The organism is Wolbachia endosymbiont of Oryzaephilus surinamensis (assembly GCF_025617515.1).
In the GTDB taxonomy this organism is placed as follows: domain Bacteria; phylum Pseudomonadota; class Alphaproteobacteria; order Rickettsiales; family Anaplasmataceae; genus Wolbachia.
The window spans coordinates 523,879-540,492 of record NZ_CP092526.1; the positions used below are offsets into that span (position 1 = coordinate 523,879).

General features: G+C 33.5%; 15 protein-coding genes and 1 tRNA gene. 9 read left to right on the forward strand and 7 right to left on the reverse strand.

Annotated elements, in window-relative coordinates:
* Positions 1-53: 53 nt before the first annotated feature.
* The 7 genes from hemJ (at position 54) to MJ631_RS02245 (ending at position 9,457) form a co-directional block, all read left to right on the forward strand.
* The gene (gene hemJ, locus MJ631_RS02215) at positions 54-482 is read left to right on the forward strand and encodes a protoporphyrinogen oxidase HemJ (protein ID WP_012481732.1); all 429 of its coding nucleotides are present in this window, start codon (positions 54-56) and stop codon (positions 480-482) included.
* 154 nt (positions 483-636) lie between these two features.
* Positions 637-2,148 (forward strand): HlyD family type I secretion periplasmic adaptor subunit, encoded by a 1,512-nt coding sequence (locus MJ631_RS02220; RefSeq protein WP_007302760.1) that lies wholly within the window; start codon positions 637-639, stop codon positions 2,146-2,148.
* A 556-nt stretch (positions 2,149-2,704) separates the two neighbouring features.
* Positions 2,705-3,469 carry a cytochrome c oxidase subunit II gene (gene coxB / locus MJ631_RS02225; RefSeq protein WP_007302761.1) on the forward strand — a complete coding sequence of 255 codons (765 nt, stop codon included), beginning with the start codon at positions 2,705-2,707 and terminating at the stop codon, positions 3,467-3,469.
* A 15-nt stretch (positions 3,470-3,484) separates the two neighbouring features.
* A complete protein-coding gene (gene ctaD / locus MJ631_RS02230; protein ID WP_019236326.1) occupies positions 3,485-5,035 on the forward strand; it encodes a cytochrome c oxidase subunit I in 1,551 nt (516 codons plus the stop codon).
* Position 5,036: 1 nt separating this feature from the next.
* Entirely contained in the window at positions 5,037-5,924 is an 888-nt protein-coding gene (locus tag MJ631_RS02235; protein ID WP_007302763.1) for a heme o synthase, read from the forward strand.
* A gap of 175 nt (positions 5,925-6,099) precedes the next feature.
* The gene (rnhA, locus tag MJ631_RS02240; protein ID WP_007302764.1) at positions 6,100-6,537 is read left to right on the forward strand and encodes a ribonuclease HI; all 438 of its coding nucleotides are present in this window, start codon (positions 6,100-6,102) and stop codon (positions 6,535-6,537) included.
* A complete protein-coding gene (locus tag MJ631_RS02245; protein ID WP_263858703.1) occupies positions 6,530-9,457 on the forward strand; it encodes a DUF3971 domain-containing protein in 2,928 nt (975 codons plus the stop codon). The genes rnhA and MJ631_RS02245 overlap by 8 nt, the downstream gene beginning before the upstream one ends.
* Before the next feature lie 30 nt (positions 9,458-9,487).
* On the opposite strand, the gene MJ631_RS08115 is transcribed toward MJ631_RS02245, so the two are convergent.
* The 6 genes from MJ631_RS08115 to MJ631_RS02270 all read right to left on the reverse strand — a co-directional run bounded on the left by MJ631_RS08115 (position 9,488) and on the right by MJ631_RS02270 (position 13,853).
* Positions 9,488-9,901 (reverse strand): YqaA family protein, encoded by a 414-nt coding sequence (locus tag MJ631_RS08115; RefSeq protein ID WP_012481730.1) that lies wholly within the window; start codon positions 9,899-9,901, stop codon positions 9,488-9,490.
* On the reverse strand, positions 9,870-11,264 hold the full coding sequence (gene cysS, locus MJ631_RS02250; protein ID WP_012481729.1) for a cysteine--tRNA ligase: 1,395 nt from the start codon (positions 11,262-11,264) through the stop codon (positions 9,870-9,872). The genes MJ631_RS08115 and cysS overlap by 32 nt, the downstream gene beginning before the upstream one ends.
* Positions 11,257-11,913: an exopolysaccharide biosynthesis protein gene (locus tag MJ631_RS02255; protein WP_007302767.1), complete on the reverse strand. Its 657-nt coding sequence runs from the start codon at positions 11,911-11,913 to the stop codon at positions 11,257-11,259. Before MJ631_RS02255 ends, cysS begins: the two co-directional genes overlap by 8 nt.
* Before the next feature lie 114 nt (positions 11,914-12,027).
* Positions 12,028-12,681 carry an exopolysaccharide biosynthesis protein gene (locus tag MJ631_RS02260; protein ID WP_007302768.1) on the reverse strand — a complete coding sequence of 218 codons (654 nt, stop codon included), beginning with the start codon at positions 12,679-12,681 and terminating at the stop codon, positions 12,028-12,030.
* Between the two features lie 126 nt (positions 12,682-12,807).
* Positions 12,808-12,975, reverse strand: a complete 168-nt coding sequence (gene tatA / locus MJ631_RS02265; protein WP_006013840.1) for a twin-arginine translocase TatA — start codon at positions 12,973-12,975, stop codon at positions 12,808-12,810.
* Positions 12,976-13,115: 140 nt separating this feature from the next.
* Positions 13,116-13,853, reverse strand: coding sequence for an ABC transporter ATP-binding protein (locus MJ631_RS02270; RefSeq protein ID WP_007302769.1), 738 nt, complete (start codon positions 13,851-13,853; stop codon positions 13,116-13,118).
* 151 nt (positions 13,854-14,004) lie between these two features.
* On the opposite strand from MJ631_RS02270, the gene MJ631_RS02275 reads away from it, so the two are divergent.
* A tRNA-Arg gene (locus MJ631_RS02275) sits at positions 14,005-14,078 on the forward strand.
* A 77-nt stretch (positions 14,079-14,155) separates the two neighbouring features.
* Here MJ631_RS02275 and MJ631_RS02280 read toward each other — a convergent pair.
* On the reverse strand, positions 14,156-15,499 hold the full coding sequence (locus tag MJ631_RS02280) for an ankyrin repeat domain-containing protein (RefSeq protein ID WP_214303380.1): 1,344 nt from the start codon (positions 15,497-15,499) through the stop codon (positions 14,156-14,158).
* Positions 15,500-15,613: 114 nt separating this feature from the next.
* Here MJ631_RS02280 and glpX point away from each other — a divergent pair, with 114 nt between their 5' ends.
* Complete coding sequence (glpX, locus tag MJ631_RS02285) at positions 15,614-16,537, forward strand: class II fructose-bisphosphatase (RefSeq protein WP_214303462.1); 924 nt, start codon at positions 15,614-15,616, stop codon at positions 16,535-16,537.
* The last annotated feature ends 77 nt before the right edge of the window (positions 16,538-16,614 follow it).

The following is a 16,614-nucleotide window of genomic DNA, read 5'->3' on the forward strand; positions in this document are numbered from 1 at the left end:
TTATTAAACTGAGATCATACCAGAAATCTTTAACATTTTATAATACTATCTATATGGACTACTATCACTGGCTTGAAGCTTTTCACGTTATCTCTGTAATTATGTGGGTGGCAGGTATGCTCTATTTGCCAAGGCTTTATGTTTACCATGCATCTGTAAAACCAGGGTCAGAAAATGACAGCTTACTTCAAATAATGGAGAAGAGACTCCTTAGATATATCATAAACCCTGCAATGCTTTTCTCCCTTAGTTTTGGAATTATGCTAATGATTATTAGGGAAGCATATCGCGAAGGGTGGTTTCATGTAAAAGCGCTAGCATTATTCTTAATGTTTGCTATTCATGTCCTACTTGCAAAGCATAGGAAAAATTTTGCAGTGGGCTTGAATAAGAAAACTCACGTTTATTTTCGTGTTTTAAACGAAGCAGTAACAGTGTTAATAATAATTATAGTTATTATGGTTATTGTAAAACCTTTTTGATTTTCTAGCCTAATGATGAACCATTGAATGGAGTATAAGAATTGTTACTAAATAGTTTATTCTGATGTTCCGTAGTCTAAGTAAAGTACTTAAGGTATAGATTCTTTGTTTTTGTGTGTTATCCTGGTTAACAAGAATTCGCAGTAGTATTATAATGAGTAAGTTAAAAAAGCTTAGTGCTGGACTTTCTTTGACAGGCCTAATTGGTAGTGATGATATAGATATGCAAAGGGCAGGAAATAGAAAGAAGAAATATCAATTTTTGGATAAGACGTTCGCATGGATTGATGCGATGATAAATTTTATTTTTAAACGTGAGAGTAATAACGTAAATGAAGTCCTAAAAGTCACATGGGGACCACTATTTTTTGGTTTAGTGGTGATATTCATCTTTTTTGGAATAGGTGGTATTTGGTCAGCTATAGCTCCAATTGACGGAGCAGTGCATGCAAGTGGAGAAGTTATTGTCTCTTCAAATAGAAAAATAGTGCAACACTTGGGTGGGGGAATAATAAGCAAAATTTTAGTAAAAGAAGGTCAAGCAGTTAAAAAAGATGAGCCTTTAGTTTTATTAAGTGATGTTAACGAAAAGGCAAATTTGAGTATAATTAAAGAAAAACTCTTATCACTTTTGGCAACTGAAGCAAGACTTATTGCAATTAGGGGAGACTTAGATACGCTAGAATTTTCTGATGAGGTTAAAAGATTATCTAACGATGAACTTGTAAATAAAGCGATAAAGAATCAGGTAAAGTTGTTCAACTCTCAGAGAAAGAGTATATTAGGAAAAACTGACATACTGCAACAACGTATAAAGCAGTTAAATGATGAATTAGCAGGGCTAAATTTTCAACTAAATGCAGCCCATAAGCAATATGACTTGATAACTGAGGAGTTAGAAACAAAAAGACAATTACTTGATAGTGGCCATATAAGCAAACCACACATTTTAGCTTTAGAAAAACAGTTTGCTGAAATTGAGGGTAGAGTTGGACATTACCGTTCTGCAATATCTCAAGTACAGCAAAAGATTGGAGAAAATGAGTTAGAGATTATAAATGTGAAGAATGATGCTCAAGAAAGAGCAAATGCTGAGCTTAAGGAAGTTAATACATCTATTGCAGACTTAAAAGAGAGGCTGATGGTTGCTGAAGATTCGTTAGCACGTACAATAATTAAATCACCTCAAGATGGTATAGTTACAGATATAAGATACCACACTGAAGGTGGTGTTATACAATCTGGAGTCCCAATCCTGAGTATAGTACCATCAGATGATGATCTAATAATAGATGCTAAAGTTCTAACCAGAAACATAGAAGAGATACTGTCAGCAAAAAAGAAAGATAGCAATATAGTCTCTATCGACGGACTAGAAGGGCTGAAAGTTAAAGTAAGGCTGAGCGCTTATAGTGCACGTCGCTTAAGTTTAATTAACGGTATAGTAAACCATATTTCCCCTGATGCTCTTGATGATCCAAGGATGGGGCGTTATTATTCAGTGCGAGTGGTGATACCAAAATCAGAACTTGCTCAATTTAAAAACGTATACCTATATCCTGGTATGCCAGTAGAAGTATATATAGTTACTCAATCTCGCACTCTTTTATCGTTCTTGTTTACACCTATAATTGCAACATTCGATAGATCTTTCATAGAGAGATAATTTATTTGGCTTTTCTAGAAAATTTGTTTACAGAGTTTGATATGCAAAAAAATTTACACACAAGTAGTGTATTATTTTATAATTATTTTCTATAATATGTAAATCTTTGATTTAAGATGCAAATGCTAACGTAAACATTAAAGGTTAATTAGTAAACTCAGCTGTATAATAGAATTAAAGGAATTAGTAAGATTTTTACCTCAATGAATTATAAATAGGCAAACTTACTTAAAGTTTAATAGTGTCTGTTACTGCTTTTAGGTGTGAGGCTAGAGGGTTATTAGCAATAACAGACACTATTAAACTTATTATAGAACTTCCTTAAAGTAAATACTTAACTTAAAATATTATAATATTTTAACTTAAAATAGATTCATGTAAATGCTTTTTCCTCAAGTTAGTATCGTATTATTATATTTATTAAATGCTAAAAAAACATTAATCATCATTTACTTTTGATTCAATATTTAGCAAAACACTTGTGTAAATTCTATAATCTCTGTTTGCATAGTAAGTGTATATATATTATTATACAGTTAGTTTTACAGCAAAAAATATGGTGAAGTTACTTGCATTATTGATAATGTTTTACTCAAATATATCAATTGCTTCTGCTCCTACTTCTTGGCAATTTGGATTTCCTGCGCCTGCAACTGAGATAATGGAGGTTGTAGTTAAGTCACATTCGTTTGTGATGAGTGTAATGATTGCAATTATGCTTTTTGTATGGGCCCTGCTTGCTTATGTAGTATTTCGCTTTCGTAAGGGCAAAGTGAAAAATGTCAGTAAAATAACTCATAATATCTTTGTAGAAATTATCTGGTTTGTTATACCAACGATTATTGTTGGGGTATTGGCTTTTAAAAATGCTGAATTAATTAAACTACAGGAGAAAGTGCCAAAAGCTGACATAACACTAAAAGTTATTGGTCATCAATGGTATTGGAGTTACAAGTACCCAGAATATCAAGGTATTTCATTTGACAGCTATATAAAAGGAAAAGAAGACCTTACCGAAAGAGATTTAAAACTATTCTCTGTTGATAATAACGTTATTTTACCTATCAATACTAATATTCGTTTACAAGTGACAGCAGGAGATGTAATACATAGCTGGGGAATACCTGCTTTTGGTATAAAAATTGATGCAATACCAGGTAGGCTGAATGAAGCATGGTTTAACGTTACAAAGCCCGGTATTTATTATGGGCAATGTTATGAACTATGTGGTCAAGGTCATGGATTTATGCCAATTGTTGTTGAAGCAGTGAGTAAAGAAGATTTTAATAAGTGGATTGAAGATAAAAAATTAGTAAGTTAAGTTTGGAGTATAGATATGAGTGATGTACCAAAAGGTATAAGACGTTGGCTGTTTTCTACTAATCACAAAGATATAGGGACACTATACATTATTTTTTCCATATTAGCTGGAATTATTGGTGGATTATTATCGGTAATTATTCGTACTCAGCTAATGCACATTAATATACTTAACAATAATTACCAGCTATATAACGTAATGATTACAGGGCATGCGGTAATAATGGTGTTTTTTATGATAATGCCAGCCTTAATGGGAGGATTTGGTAATTGGTTCGTACCTCTCATGATTGGTGCACCAGATATGGCATTTCCTCGTATGAATAATTTAAGTTTTTGGTTGTTAGTTTCATCTTTTATTTTGCTTATCCTCTCGGTATTTGCTGGCGAAGGTCCTGGAACAGGATGGACTTTATACCCACCTCTATCGCAAATCATGTCTCACCCAAGTGCAGGAGTTGATCTTGCTATACTTGCACTTCATGTTGCTGGTATGTCATCAATTGTTGGGGCGATCAACTTTATAGTTACCATATTCAATATGCGTGCAAAAGGTATGTCACTAACTAAGATACCACTATTTGTTTGGTCTATTTTACTCACGTCATTTATGTTAATTGTTGCCTTACCGGTACTTGCTGGTGCTATAACTATGCTGCTCACTGATCGTAATATAGGTACCTCCTTTTTTGATCCTGCTGGTGGTGGTGATCCTGTGTTATTTCAACATCTGTTTTGGTTTTTTGGTCATCCAGAAGTTTACATAATTATTTTTCCTGCATTTGGTATCATCAGTCAGATTGTGTCAACTTTTTCTCATAGGCCAGTATTTGGTTATATGGGAATGGTTTATGCCATGATAGGAATAGCAACGTTTGGCTTCATGGTTTGGGCTCACCATATGTTTACTGTTGGGCTTAGCGAGGATGCTGCTATATTTTTTAGCACTAGCACAATTTTCATTGGTGTTATAACTGGTGTAAAAGTCTTTAGTTGGATTGCAACTATGTGGGGTGGAGCGATTGAATTGAAGACACCAATGCTGTTTGCATTAGGTTTTATTTTCATGTTTGTTGGAGGTGGTATAACCGGAATAATTCTTTCTCACGGTGGAATAGATAAGCTTTTGCACGATACCTATTATGTCGTTGCTCACTTTCACTATGTCATGTCGCTTGCTGCATTATTTGGAGCTTTCGCCGGTTTTTATTATTGGATAGGCAAAATGTCAGGTAAGCAATATAACGAGTGTTTAGGAAAGATACACTTTTGGCTCACTTTTATTAGCACCAATGTCACTTTCTTACCCCAGCATTTCCTGGGATTAGCAGGTATGCCAAGGCGTATACCTGATTATCCCGACGCGTTTATCCCTTGGAATTATATATCCTCAATTGGCTCATATATGTCCTTTGTTTCAGTTATGTTTTTTGTATTTATAGTTATACATCTCTTTAAGTGGGGCAAAAAAAATGGAGATAATCCTTGGGGGGGTGATACCTTAGAGTGGACGGTATCTTCACCACCACCTTTTCATACTTTCGAAAAGCCACCAGTGGTAAAATAAAGTGTATATAAGTGCTTTGTTAAACGTTGAATCGACAATATTGGACTTTTGGCATTTGCTGAAGCCAAGGATAATGTACCTTGTAGTGTTTACTGCAATTGCTGGAATGGTTGCTGCACCAGGTAGCATTCATCCTTTCCTTGCACTAATATCTCTTATGTGCATTGCTCTTGGTTCAGGATCTGCAGGTGCAATAAATATGTGGTATGACAGAGATATAGACTTGGTTATGGAGAGGACAAAAAATCGTCCTATACCTTCAGGTAGAGTTTTTGCAGAAAGCGCGCTTGAGTTTGGCATAACTATTGGAATATTGTCAGTATTTATCATGGCAATAGCAGTAAATTATATTTCTGCTGCTTTACTTGCAGTTAGCATATTATTTTACGTTTTCGTATATACAATTTGGCTAAAAAGGCGTACTCCGCAGAATATCGTTATCGGTGGTGCAGCAGGTGCTTTTCCTCCAATGATTGGCTGGGCGGTTGTAACTGACTCTGTAAGTTGGGAAAGTTTTATTCTATTTTTAATAATTTTTATGTGGACTCCACCACATTTTTGGGCTCTATCTTTAAATAGATCTGAGGACTATGTAAAAGCATCGATACCAATGTTTAATGTTATCCATGGACCGAAAAAGACAAGAAAACATATATTAATTTATAGTATATTGTTGGTATTAACTAGCTTACTCCCAGCACTATTTTTGAAAAAGTCATTATTCTACCTCAGTATGGCAATTATTGAAGGTTGCGTTTTTATTTGGTTTGCCATATCAGTTATAAGGCTTAAGAATCATAGCTCGCAGAAAAAAATGTTTTCTTACTCAATTTCTTATCTATTTTCTCTATTTGCTAGTATTATTTTTTGTTCTATTGACTTATTTTAACTATGAAAGAACATAAAAACTATCTTTTACTTTCTCTTCTAATAATGCTCGTTGTAGCACTTTTTTTTATTTCCATAATAAAATTTAAAGGTGCGGCTTAAATTGCCTCTATATCTATAAAAATTGTGATTTTATAGAAGCAACGATATACTTTATTAATTCACTACAGTTAAAGATGAAGAAAAAGGAAGTGACAATATACACAGATGGAGCATGCTCTGGTAACCCAGGGACAGGAGGGTGGGCAGCAATCATATTATTTCAAAATCATAGAAAGAACATCTGTGGTAGAGAAGAAAATACTACAAATAATAAAATGGAGTTAACAGCAGTGATCAATGGACTGAAGGTATTAAAATTTCCTTGTAATATCAGTTTGTATACGGATAGCCTCTATATTAAATACGGTATAACAGAATGGATAAATAAGTGGAAAATGAACGGCTGGAAGACAAGTAATAAGAAGTCAGTAAAAAATATAGAATTATGGAAAGAATTAGATAATGCTGCTTTGCAACACGAAATTAATTGGAATTGGGTGAAAGCGCATAATGGTGACAAATACAATGAGGAAGCTGATATTCTAGCAAGAAAAGCAATAATCAATGCTTAAAAAAATTACTATATCATTTTCTATAATTTTATTATTTATATCCTGCTTCTTTATCTTTTTTAAAGGTGAGGGACCTCTAGAAATCAATATTAGTTATATTAATTTTTATATAAAGAAAAAAATATTAAAGATATTTACCAATTCGGATGTCAGCATGGAGAGTACTTCGGTTATTTGGCATCAAGATGGCAAGCTAGTCATTACAGATTTAAAAATAACAAATCCTGATTTTACAATAGAAGTTCCTGAGCTTTTCGTACACTTTAAGTTAAGTTCCAAAAAGTTCTCTCAGGTTTTAGCTGATAATGTACACATATATATCAAGAGGGAGGAGAGCAAAGAGATAACATCTGTAATGACAGAGAAGATGAGTAGTACAAAAAATCTGCTAAAGACAATAAGAAAATTTTTTTTCTACTTCAATGCAGACTCAAGGATTAAAATTACTAACATTGCTATCAATAAAAGCATGGAAGGTGAATTTTTTATTGATAAAGTATATGTAGGGAAGGGGGAAGATTTCAATGTTTTGGATATTCGTGTCCATACAAAAGAAGGTAAAGGGTTTCTAGATGATTTATCCATTACGATAAAAAACCGTAATAATTTACTAAATTTCTATGGAACATTCTATAACCTAAAGTTGGGGCTATTTAACGAATTTTCCACACTAGTTAAAAGTTACAATTTGGACAAAGAAATAGGATTCAAAGGAAACTTTTCAATTAGAATTAATGGAAAGGATGAAGTTGTGGACGGAAACATATACGTGTTAAATACAGAGAGTCACTCAGGTAAAAACTTAGCCTTGACTAATGTAAATTTGACATATAGTGATGAAATCATTAGCATAAAAAACTTTCATTTTAAGTTAAATGATACTTACCTTTCTTTGATTGGTAAAATGAACTTTGGCACAAATCATGCTTTGCTTAGAGTTAATATTAGTAAACTTGTTGCAAAAGATTTATGTACTTATGTACCAGATGGTCTAGTGAACAATGAATTTAGAAAGTGGTATTGTAATAATATTGATGGGAATATTATAAATACAATTATAAGTTTTAACGGTAAAATCGATAGTTTAATAAATGATGATCTGTCAGGTATTGTAATTGTTGCTGATATAGAAAATGGCAGCGTTCAATTTGATGAGGATTTTGAACGAGTAGAGAACTTGAACGGTGAGTTAACCCTCAAGGATAACAATCTCAAAATTATTGTAAATAGCGCTAAGTTCCAGAATTTCAATATTGATGGTGGCGAAATTGAGATGCAATCTCTTAATAAAGAGGATTCTGTTCTCACAATTAATGGTCAGGCTGTAAGTGATGCTTATGGGTTATATGAACCTATAAAATTTAAGCTGGATGATATGATGAAGATTACAAGGGACAGTATAGGTGGAATAGCAAAATCTGTATTCAGTTTTCACATTTTTAATTTAAATGCTGATGATAAAAAAGTAGATTTTTTAGCCAAATTTCATTCTGAAATTGATAATTTTGTCGCGTATAATGGCAGTCTTGGTAAATATGAGATTAAGCTTGATTTCGGCGGAGATTTTATTGATTTAAATGGCAGTGGTATGGTAAATAATACACAGCTGCTATTTGACCTCAAAAGTAGCAATAAAAATGAAAATTTTGCCTGGAGTTTGACTGGAGATTTGCCTGCTCAAATACTTAATTTCGGTGATGGCTATATCAATGCAAATATAGAGTCAGTAATGTATCAAGACAAAACAGGGTATGTTAATGGTAATATAGATTTATCAGAGCTCGAGTTGCGTTCAAGCTACTTAGGGTGGAAAAACCATTTTGAAGATCACAATGAAGTTTTATTTTCTACAAGGCTAAAAGGAGTAGGTAAGTTACTAATAGATAAACTAGATGTTGTAGGAAATGATCTAGACATAAAATTTAGCGGAAGAGTAGAAAATGGAAATCTATATTTAAATTCTAGCAACTTTAAATTACCTGATAATAATTTTAGTATAGAAATTGAATCAGGTAAGGAGAAAAATGCCATAACTATTCACGGTGAGAAAATCAACTTAAGTGATGTGTTAGGTTTACTTGGCAAAGATAGTAATCGATTAAATAACAAAATAGAAGTTACTATGAATGTTGATAATATAATTATGAAAGAAGGAATTATCATAAAAGATGCTAAGCTAAATGTAACTTGTGCTAAAGGTGATTGTAGTGGAAGTCAATTCACAGGACAGTTTTTAGAAGATAACAGTAATATACTAGTAGAACATAGTGAAATAGGGCTTGAAATATATTCGGATAATTCAGGTATGCTTTTGCGTTCTTTAGGTATTGGTAAATCAGTTAAAAATGGCAAATTATCTCTTTATCTATCTTCTAAGAGAGAAAATGGAGAACATTATGGTATGTTATCTATCAGCAATTTCTATATCAAAGATGCTCCACTGCTTACCACTTTATTATCAATGTCTTCACTGCCTGGTATTGTAAATGCTATAAAGAACGAAGGTGTACATTTTTATAAGTGTAATGCACCTTTTTCATATAAAGATGGCACTGTTGAAATTGAAGAATCTTGGCTTGAAGGAGCGGAACTAGGCATTAGCACTAGTGGTACGCTCGATATTAAGGGTTATAAATTCCAGGTTGAAGGACAAGTAATACCGGCATACTCAATTAACAAATCTTTGTTGAAAATCCCTATAATCGGAAAACTTCTGACTGGTGGAAAGAGTAGGGGGATTATTTCAATAGACTACAAAGCAAATGGTGATGATAAAAACAACAACGTATCTGTTAATCCTATCTCTTCGCTAACCCCAAGCTTACTTAAGAGGTTATTAGGAGTATTTGATCGTATTATGACAAAAAGTAATAAAAGCATTTTAAAAGGTAGTTTGAAGAAGAAATTTAGCTCAATATGACCAGAAGAAAAGTTGTTTATTGATGTTTAGTTAGATGGTAAACGTTAGATACAACAAACAGAGGAAGTTAGATAAAATAATTAAGGGAACAAGAATATAAAGGTTTAACTTGAAGTAACCGGATAAAATCTGAGTCACACTTCCAAGTGCTGGTACCCACGAAAGCAATGCAACTGCACAAATCAGTAGGTGCCTTACAATTTTTGGTGTTTTGTCTTCATTCTCTAATTTGTGATGTGATCTTCTGATAAAAATTGTTATTCTACCTAAATACCAGTTAGCTATTCCACCAAGACTGGATCCTAATACTCCAAAAAGTAATATAAGTAGTTGATCGTAGTTTGACCTAAAGCATAACATAGTGTAAAGTACAAAACCTTGATGTATGGGTAAGATAAGCGATGATACTAGGCTATCTATAAACAATAGGAGATAATTTTCCATACCAAGTTGTTGTACCATCTTCGTTGTCAGAAATTGTAACCCCCATTTGTTTCAATTGCTCTCTTATTTTGTCTGCAGTATCATAATCTTTATTTTGTTTTGCTACTTTTCTTAAGTCTATCAACCTTTCTATTTCTTGATGACTCACACCACTTGCAAACCACTCTTGATAACTTGACTCAAGAATACCAATGAACCTTGCGCTTTTAACAAACTTCTTAGTTAATTTGAGCTTCTCATATTCATTACTTGTCTTATTGATTTCTGTAGCCATTTCATGCAATATGGCTACAGCTTCAGGAATGTTTAAATCGTTTTTCAAAGCCTCTATAAAATCTTTAGAGACTTCTGTATCACTTTCCTCAATACATGTACTACGTAATAACCGATAAAACTTGTTTAAAGTTTCTTGCGACTCAGAGATAACATTTTCTGTCCAATCAAGTGGTTTTCTGTAGTGAGTTTTAAGCAGCGCATAACGTATTACTTCACCCTTTATTCCACTATCTAACAAATCCCTTACTTTGACTATATTAAATAAGGATTTGCTCATTTTCTCTTCATTTACCGTAAGAAACCCGTTGTGTACCCAATATTTTGCAAACGTTGACTCAGCAAATGCAGATTTACTCTGTGCAATTTCATTCTCATGATGAGGAAATTGCAAGTCTATACCCCCACCGTGAATGTCAAAATCTTTGCCAAGGTAAGCATATGACATTGCTGAACATTCTATATGCCACCCTGGTCTTCCCTCTCCCCATGGACTATTCCAGTGACTTGAAAGTTTATAGTCAGTTTCGTTTGCAGGTTTCCAAAGTACGAAGTCTCCTGGGTGTTTTTTATTTTCACCAACTTCAACTCTACTACCGTAGTTTAATTCATCAATTTTTTTTCCTGATAAAACGCCGTATTCAGGGTAAGATTCTACACTAAAATATACATGTTTATTGGATTCATAAGCATGACCAGCTTGCAGCAAAGACTCAATTAACTTGATAATGTTATCTATGTTTTCCGTTGCTTTTGGTTCATATGTTGGTTCTGCACAATTTATGCTTTCCATGTCTTCATGAAAAGTTTTAGTGTAATATTTGCTAATGCTTTCTATATTACTATTTTTCTCATTTGCTGCATTGATTATCTTGTCATCGATGTCGGTTATATTACGCACATAAGTAACTTTTCCATAACAAAATTTAAGCAGTCGAAATAATACATCGTAAACAACAATAGAACGTGCATTACCTATATGTGCTGTATCATATACTGTTGGCCCACAAACGTACATTTTTATATGATCTTTATCGATCGGTGTAAAGGGCTCTTTTTTTTTTGTTAAAGTGTTGTAAAGCTTAACCATATACAAAGCTTTTTAGAAAAGAAAATGCTCCAAATATAAGCTGTGGTCCTTTAACTATTACGACAAGAGTAAGTAATAACCCACACAATGATACTAATACTCCCATTATAGAGAGAAATCCATCTTTGCTCATGATACCCAGTGAAATGAGAGTTGTACCAATTGCAGGAATGAAGTTAGTTAAAGGAAGTGGGATTGCTATCGATAATGCACAAAGCAGCATTATAAATGCTAAAATATTTTCACCAGGACCACGAAAAATGAAAGACATTCTTGGTTTCATGAACTTTTCTATTTTTTTTAATGTAGGTGAAGTTTTCTCTACCACGAGAGCTAGTGTTGAACGTTGAAAAGATTTCCTTTCTAGCCAATTAGGCATCCAAGGAGAATCAAACCCAAATAGAAGCTGCAGTGAAAATAAGATTAAAGGTATAGAAAGAATGGTTGTATAGCCAGGTGGAACAGGTATAGGTACTGATAGCGGTAAAGAGAAGATGATTATTAAAATACCAAAACCACGCTCATGTAAAGCTGTTTTAATATCAAATAATGTTACTTTATCATTATCGTTATTATTAGTATCTGCAACCTCTTTTAGAATATCAGAGGCCAATTTTTTATCTTCAGTCAATTTCACACTTTTTTCCACAGTTACCCTTTAATAACAATATAACTTCTAACTAACATAGTTATTGCTATATTTCAATATCGATTATTCATTTCATGCTGTACTTCATTCTTTTATTAAAGTGTTGTAAAGCTTTTAAGTTATAAGGCTTTTAAGAAGAGAAAGTGTTCCGGCTATAAGTTTTGGTCCTTTAACTATTACAATAAGGGTAACCAATAACGCACAGAATGAAACTAACACTCCTAACGTAGATAAAAATCCATCTTTACCCATAATGCCGAGTGAAATAAGAGTTATACCAATTGCAGGAAGGAAGTGAGTAAAAGGTAATGGAAGAGCTATTATTATTGCACAAAGCAACATCATAAAAGCTAGAATCTTTTCACCCGGACCAAGAAAAATAAAAGACATTCTTGGTTTCATGAACTTTTCTATTTTTTTTAATATAGGTGAAGTTTTCTCTACCACGAGAGCTAGTGTTGAACGTTGAAAAGATTTCCTTTCTAGCCAATTAGGCATCCAAGGAGAATCAAACCCAAATAGAAGCTGCAGTGAAAATAAGATTAAAGGTATAGAAAGAATGGTTGTATAGCCAGGTGGAACAGGTATAGGTACTGATAGCGGTAAAGAGAAGATGATTATTAAAATACCAAAACCGCGCTCATGTAAAGCTGTTTTGATGTCGAACAATGTTACTTTATCACTATCGTTGTTATTGGTATCTGCAACCTCTTTTAGAATATCAGAGGCCAATTTTTTATCTTCAGTCAATTTCTCACTTTCTTCCACGATTAACCTTTAATAACATTCTAACTAACATAATTATTACTGTACTTCAATCATACCTCTTCAATTCTTTAGCCTTGTTTAAACAAATGACACGCACTTTAGTGCGTGTCACGAAACATAAGGAAGCTAACGATCTGGTTCATTAGATGATAGTTTCTCTGAATCCTTAAGTTCTTGTTTAAGGTTTTTAATGCCTTTGCCTAAATCACCCATAACTTGTGGTAACCTACCTGCACCAAACAGAACTAAGATTATTATTAAGACTAGAAACAGCTGCCATGGACCTAAACTCATTTGTACCTCCGTTGAAAATATTAACTTTTAGGTATTAAAACTTGACTGAAGCCAAGTGATACATAAATTATATCACTTTTATTAAATTATAAATCAAGAGTTTTTAATTATCTTATAATAGTTTTAGCCTAACATTAAGTTTAGTTTAGCTGTAGAGTAAAAGGAAGCTCACTAAAAAATTTTGCTAACGTATCATCTTTAGGTCTGTGGTATATGTAGCTAGGAACTCCTGATTGAATAATTTTACCATTTTTCATCACGTAAATAAAATCTGCAACTTTCAACGCTTCTTGCGGATCATGAGTTACCATGAGTACAGGAATATTTTTGCTTCTAAAAAGTGACAATATATGGTGCCTTATTCGATATTTGAGCAGTATATCTAAATTAGAAAATGGTTCATCGAGCAAAACAACATCAGGATTTTGCGCCATTACTCTTGCTATTGCAACTAATTGTTGCTGTCCTCCTGATAAAGCATGAGGGTACATGTTTTCATATTTTTCTATATTAAATAGCTTTAAGATTTCCAATGCAGTAAGGTATTTTTCTTTCTTAGAAGTACTGCAAATAGCAAAAGTTATATTTTCTATTACTGTTTTATGAGGAAATAATGCAGAATGCTGAAAAATCAATCCGATATTTCTACGCTCTATAGCAATTGACACTTTGTTACTTGCAACTAATTTATCATTTATAACAATGGTTCCAGATTTTGGATTTTCTATTCCTGCGATTAATTTTAGAATTGTTGACTTGCCACAGCCAGAATGACCTAGTAAACAGGCAACACTTCCTTTCTTCACTTGAATGTTGATGTTGCTTAAAGCAAAGCCATCTTGATTACTATAAAAGTAACTAATATTGTTAACTAGCATTAATCTTTCAATTGGAATCGTATTATTAAATATAACAGTATTACATTCAAGAAATACAGAAATATTTTTTATTATTGTGAATTAATTGTACAGGGTGCCTAGAAAAATGCGAGACTTTTTGCTATAATTTTGCATAAATAGCAGAAGACATGGGACTATAGCTCAGTAGGATAGAGCGTTGGATTCCTAATCCGAAGGCCGTGCGTTCGAATCGCACTAGTCCCACTTAATCTTAATAAAGTAGAAGAAACTAACACAGGTTTACAACACCGTTCTAGGAGTTAGAGTCCCAGTTTCTCAACTTACAGCGTTTGCATGCTTGGGTTTATATGCTCAACCTTATTTTCTTCCATTGCTCTATAACTTGGCAGTGTAGAATTTTTTACATGTAATCCAGTTACTATTACAACTAAAATAGCTAGGACACTGCAAACTAATGCACCAGCTAAAGATGGAACCATCACAGCAGCAGCAACAAACAATCCTGCAATAACAACTCCAACAACATCACTCCTTAATGAGGCGTAAAAACTCTCCTTACTTTTTTTGTATTTAGTTTCTTTTTCATGTGGTGGAGAAAATTGAGCCTCTACAAAGCCGTTAGCTTTCTTATCATTATTTGGTGTGACAGTTGGGTCAGCCCTTGTTGATACAGGCGTTTCATTTTTGTTATTATTACCGTTAGTACTAACTGGAGGCGCTGTTGCTACAGATCTATTACCAATATTTCCATTACTGCTGCAAGGTTTTGCTCTATTTTCTTTTACATTGGGTGTTTCTGGTGTAATAAAGTTTAAAAGTACCTGAGTAATTTCTTCTTGTGTATTATTTTGTGTATTATTCACAGCACACTCTAAAGCTGCTTGTCTGCTTTCAGCATTTACATAACCTAAAAATGCTTTAACTTCTTGAACATTACCTTGGATAATAGCAAGACGCAGAGCGTTAAATTTTTCTTCTTCATTAAATTTACCACTATCCAAGAGTATCTTTATAACATCAGCTTGTTTATTTATTGCAGCTGTACCCAACACAGTTTTGGAAGCAGTATCTTTAAAATCGATTCCGATGTTTAAATTTGTGAGTAACTCAACAATCTTTAGGAATATAATGCGATCGTCGATAATACCAGGTCCTTCTGAACGGACAGCATAATAAAGCAAAGTCCAACCATCTTGGTTTGTTATTTTTATATCTATTTTCTCTTTTTCAAGCTCATTACAAAACTCCTCAGCAGTTATATTAGGGTTGCTAGCTACAATTTTCTTTATCTTGTTGTATGAAGTAGAAAATTGATCATCTTCATTTTTGTTGCTAAGTTCTGCTCTACTCTCCTCCACATCAGGTATGTTTTGCTCCTCTTCTTCCTTCTCATTTACCGCTTCAGCTATTTGTTCTTGCTCAGGAAGCTTGAATCCGTTTTTAAGGAAAAATTCTTTAATACGTAGGTTGTCATTTTCATCTGCAAGTTTTAGAAGTAAATCTCCTAATGAATGGCCTCCTTCACATTTATCTTGAAAATTAATTTCTTTCCAACTTCCTTCCTTTGTTAGATCTTCAAGACTAGCAATCCCTTTATTATCAAATTTTAAAATTGCAGCTATTTTGCGATAAAACTTCTTAACATCACCATCACTATATGCCATAATTAAACCCATTACTATAATGCTTATGTTATACTAACTTTCCCACAATCAGTCAAGGAATCTTGCAGTATCAAGTGGCATGATATATATTGATTTATGATTCTCGAGTAAATGATAGAAGATTTAGCCTATAAGTTAGTGAAAGTAACCGAAGCTGCAGCACTTGCTGCATATAAATTGGCAGGCCTTGGTAATGAAAAAAAGGCCGATCAGGTTGCAGTTGATGCAATGCGTACGGTGCTAAACTCAATTGAAATAAATGGTACAATTGTGATTGGGGAAGGGGAGAGGGACGAAGCACCGATGCTATATATCGGAGAAAAAGTTGGCACAGGAAGTGGCCCTGAGATTGACATCGCTGTTGATCCACTTGAGGGCACTACGATTTGCGCTCATTATAAACAAGGAGCAATGTCTGTTCTTGCTGCAACAAAAAAAGGTAATTTTTTACATGCACCTGATGTTTATATGGAAAAGATAGCAGTGGGAAAAAATCTCCCAGAGGGTGTAGTCTCACTAAAAAATAGGATTGAGAAGAATCTGGACAATTTAGCCAAGGCAAAAGGATGTAAAGCAAGTGATCTTATAGTAACTGTACTTAAACGTGAAAGACATGATGAATTAATATTGAAAATCAGGAGATTGGGAGTAAAAGTTAAACTAATAGATGATGGTGATGTTGCAGCCGTAGTTTCACTAATAAATGGCAACCACGATATGTATATCGGCATAGGAGGAGCACCAGAGGGAGTGCTTGCAGCTGCAGCACTAAGCTCAATCGGTGGACAGATGGAAGGAAGATTGATATTTGACACCGATCAGTTAAGAGAAAGAGCAAAAATTTTGAATATCACGGACCCAGAAAAAATCTACACCATAAAAGATATGGCAAAGGGTGAATCAGTGTTTATTGCAACTGGAGTAACAAATGGAGAACTTGTGGATGGAGTAAAACTTAATCGAGATATCTGCTTGACCCGTTCATTAATAATATTACCTGGTAAGGTAGTAAAAATACAAACGAAATCAATATCTTGAACATTTATTATATACTAATTATATAATTTTGTAGAAGCTACCTGTAGCTGTCTTGTAAAAAAATGAATTTACATATT